Origin of the sequence: Nitratidesulfovibrio oxamicus, assembly GCF_015731765.1 — a bacterium.
GTDB classification, from domain to species: domain Bacteria; phylum Desulfobacterota; class Desulfovibrionia; order Desulfovibrionales; family Desulfovibrionaceae; genus Cupidesulfovibrio; species Cupidesulfovibrio oxamicus.
This window is the reverse complement of the sequence record NZ_VRYY01000222.1, coordinates 1-4,069: the sequence shown is the minus strand read 5'-3', so window position 1 is coordinate 4,069 and position 4,069 is coordinate 1. Positions and strand designations below refer to the sequence as shown.

The 4,069-nt window shown below is 67.1% G+C and carries 3 protein-coding genes; all 3 read right to left on the bottom strand.

What is annotated here, in order from left to right:
- Positions 1-501 precede the first annotated feature (501 nt).
- Positions 502-1,695: an anaerobic nitric oxide reductase flavorubredoxin gene (locus tag FVW20_RS08970; protein ID WP_196609143.1), complete on the bottom strand. Its 1,194-nt coding sequence runs from the start codon at positions 1,693-1,695 to the stop codon at positions 502-504.
- A gap of 565 nt (positions 1,696-2,260) precedes the next feature.
- Positions 2,261-2,869 (bottom strand): Hsp20/alpha crystallin family protein, encoded by a 609-nt coding sequence (locus FVW20_RS08965; RefSeq protein WP_196609142.1) that lies wholly within the window; start codon positions 2,867-2,869, stop codon positions 2,261-2,263.
- Between the two features lie 334 nt (positions 2,870-3,203).
- Positions 3,204-4,069, bottom strand: an 866-nt coding sequence (locus FVW20_RS08960) for a methyl-accepting chemotaxis protein (RefSeq protein ID WP_196609141.1), incomplete at its 5' end; no start/stop codon positions are given.

The following is a 4,069-nucleotide window of genomic DNA, read 5'->3' as shown; positions in this document are numbered from 1 at the left end:
CTGCGGCGGCGCTCAGGCCCCGGTGGCGCAGGAATCGCCCGCTAGGGGCGGCGTGCGGCGGTGCATGGGTTCCTCGTGGTGGAGGTGGCGATGGGGGCGCGGGCCGGTTTGCCCGACGTGCCCGGTGTGCGCGGTGCGCCCGGTGTGGGGTGGGCCGCGTGGTATGCGCCCTGCCTGCCGCCGTCATAGGGGGCGGCGCGGCGTGCCGTCAATGAACGCAGGAGAACGGCGAATTCGGCAAGGCCTATGTGCCGATGCACGGCGACACAAGAATGAGGTACGATGCTTTGTTTCTTCGCCTCTTTCTCTGAAGAAATTGTTTGTATTTCCTGTACATTTGGAGATCGTAAAATACGGGGCTCCAAGGGGCGGTAGCCACTTGGCCGCCGGAGGCGTCCAAAAAAGACATTACGAACAAGCCGAACCGGGCGCGGGTTTCCCCGCGCCCGGCGACACAGTGCATCCGGCAACCCTGCACGGATCAATGCACCCGGTCCCCGGCTATTCCCCGGCGGCTTCTGCCAGTTGGCGGCCCAGGGCGCGGCAGCGTTCCAGTCCTTCGTCGTCGGGGTTCCAGGCTTCGCGGGCGGGGTCGCCCACCTGCGAGAAGCCGCACTTGGCCAGCCGTTCGGCCAGCACCTTGGGCGATTCGCCGCTCCAGCCGTACGAGCCGAAGGCGGCGGCCTTCTTGCCCCGGAACTTCAGCCCTTCCACTTCCTCCAGCAGGCCCGCCACGGATGTCAGCACGCCCCGGTTCACCGTGGGCGACCCCACGGCCAGCACCTTGGACCGGAATATCTGGGTGATGATGTCGTTCTTGTCCACCAGACCGGAATTGAACAGCTTCACCGTCAGCGTGGGGTCGGCCTGCACGGCCCCGGCGGCAATGGCCTCGGCCATGCGCCGGGTGGAATTCCACATGGTGTCGTACACCACGGTCAGCTGGTGCTCGGCGTAGTTGGCCGCCCATTGCTGGTAGCGCTGCACGATCTGCAACGGGTCCTTGCGCCAGATCACCCCGTGGCTGGGGCAGATCATGTCCACGGCAAGGCCCAGGGCCAGCACCTCGTCGATCTTCCTGGTCACCAGCGGGCTGAACGGGGTCAGGATGTTGGCGTAGTACTTGATGGCTTCCGCCCACAGTTCGCACTCGTCCACCAGGTCCGCGAACATCAGTTCCGAGGCGTAGTGCTGGCCGAAGGCGTCGTTGCTGAACAGCACGTTCTCGCCGGTCAGGTAGCACATCATGGAATCGGGCCAGTGGAGCATGGGCATTTCCACGAACACCAGATCGCAGCTGCCCAGCGAAAGCCTGTCGCCGGTGCGCATCACCCGGAAGTCCCAATCCGCGTGGTACTGCCCCTTCAGCGACTTGACCCCGTTGGCAGAGCAGTACACCGGCGTCCTGGGGATGTGGCGCATCAGTTCCGGCAGGGAGCCGCTGTGATCCGGCTCGCCGTGGTTGGCCACCACGTAGTCGATGGATGAAAGGTCCACCACCTTCGCCAGGTTGTCCACGAATTCGCGGGCGTACGGTCCCCACACCGTCTCGATGAGCGCGGTGCGTCCACCGGGGTCGCGCACCAGATAGGCGTTGTAGCTGGAACCCTTGTGGGTGGAATATTCCTGCCCGTGAAAGGTGCGCAGTTCCCAGTCTATCTTGCCCACCCAGTGGACGCGGTTGGTGAGTTGCATGGCCTGCCCTCCGTGCGGCGCGCGTGGGCACCCTACGGGCCGCGCCGCGTGGCCCGTAGGGTGGAAAAAGAGGAGTGTCTACCTTGCCACGCTGGCAGGTTGCGCGGCAGGTGTCAACAGGCAGGAATGCGCGCCGGGGCGGGATTTCCCGCCGGGCAGGGAACGGGGGGGATGGCGCCGGGGCCGGCCATTGGGGTGCCGGGCAGGGGGCGGTTGGCTTGGCGTTGCGCCGCCCGGAGCGGGAACGTGTGGTGGATGCGGAAAACGGCGGAGGGGGTGGCCCCTCCGCCGTCGGCTGTGGCGAGTGCGTCGATGCCCCGAGCCGGAATCCGGAACGGTTTTCGTGAATACGGGGCGATGCTGCACGCGGTGGTGCCGGGGTGCCAGTGCGGCCCTGCGGGCGGTGTGCGGCGTGCGTTCGGGGTTGCCGTGTCAGGTGACTGCCTTCCTGACGTCAGGTGACATGCTTTCCTGACGTCAGGTGACATGCCTTCCTGACGTCAGGCGACATGCCTTGCTTGCGCCAGGTGGAGGCATTCTTCCAGACGTGGGGTTGGCGGCTGGTTCAGGCGTGGCACCCGGCGCGGGGCGCTTCACCGGGCACCCACACGCATTCCTCGGACGAGGCGCGGGGGATGCTGACGGTCAGCACGCCGTCGTTGACCGAGGCGGAAAGGGCCTCGGGCACGGCATCGTCCGGCAGCACCAGAATGCGCCGGAAGCTGCCGGGCTGACGTTCCATGCGGTGCCAGCCCAGCCCCTTGTCGCGCGAAGAGGATCGCGTGCGGCCCGTGATGGACAGCCGGTAGCCCTCTGTCTTCACGTGCAGGTCGGCGGCGTCACCGTCGCCCATGCCGTTGTCCTCGATGCGCGAGAGGCCGGGCACGTCGGCCACGACCACGTAGGTGTCGTTTTCCACCGCAATGTCCACGTCCAGGCGGCGGGTATCCTTGAAGCCGCATTCGGCGGGCTGTTCCGGTATGGCCTCGTACAACAGGTCCATGGTGCCCGCGAATTCCAGGGCTTCACGCAGTGCGTCCGCCTCGCGCGAGCATTCCACGTCGAAGGGAATGGGCGCCGCGAGGCGGTCATCGTCACGCCGGTCGGAACCGGCGTTGTCGCGTTCGGCACCCTTGCGGAACCAGTTCCGGGGGTGCAGTGCGTCCAGTTTCATGGCGGTTCCTCCGTTGTCTTCACCGGCGGGCATGTGTTCCCCCGCCGGTGGCCCACATGGCACCGTTGTCTGTGCCGTGCCGGAAAGGGCATTAGGGGCCATTGATGAAAATAGTTATCATCGGAAGAAAGGCAACCGCTCCCCCGCGATTCTCGTGCGCGACTGCCCCCTCGCGTGTACACGCCCCGGCTGCGGACCGTCTGACGCACGTCCGGAATATGGTCGGAACAGAACCGGCATCACCCCGGCTTCATCAGGACGTGCATGCGAAAAGGGCGGGACGTCCGGCCCGTGCCGTGCGTCCCGCCCCCTGCATGATGGGTGTGGCGGTGGGTTATGCCTCGTCGTGCTGCATGCGCTCTATGAGCTTGCGCAGCGAATGGGCCTGGGTGGCCAGTTCCTCCACCGCAAGGGCCGACTGGTGCATGCCGTCCGAGGTTTCGCTGGAGATGCGGTTGATCTCGTCCACGGCTCGGTTGATTTCCTCGCTGGCGGCGGACTGCTGCTCGCTGGCCGTGGCGATGGAGCGCACCTGGTCGGTGGCCTGCTCCACCAGGGTCACGATTTCGCGCAGCGCCTCGCCGGAACTGCCCGCAAGGCCGGTGGCCTCCTCGATGGACGCCACGGCGCGCTCCACGTGTTCCACGTTGCGGCGGGTGCCCTGCTGGATGCCGGTAATGGCCTCGCCCACCTCTCGGGTGGCCTGCATGGTCTTTTCGGCGAGCTTGCGCACTTCGTCGGCCACCACGGCAAAGCCGCGCCCGGCGTCACCGGCGCGGGCAGCCTCGATGGCGGCGTTGAGCGCCAGCAGGTTGGTCTGGTCCGCGATGTCCGAAATCACGTTCATGATCTTGCCGATGCCGTCGGCCTGGCGGCCAAGGTCGGCCATGTCGTCCTTCAGGGCCACGGCCTGGCGTTCCACGGTGCCGATTTCCTCCACCACCCGGCCCACCACGGCGGCGCCGGTATCGGCCTTCTGCCTGGCGCGCTCGGCGGTCTCCGCAGCCTGCGAGGCGTTGCGGGCCACCTCGAGCACGGTGGCGTTCATTTCTTCCATGGCGGCGGCGGTTTCGGCCACGCGCTGCGACTGCACGGCGGCCCCCCGGGTGGACTGGCCGATCTGGGCGGAAAGCTGTTCGGACGCGGACCCCACCACCTCCACCACGCCCTGCAGCTGCCCGGCGGCGGCCAGCATGCCCT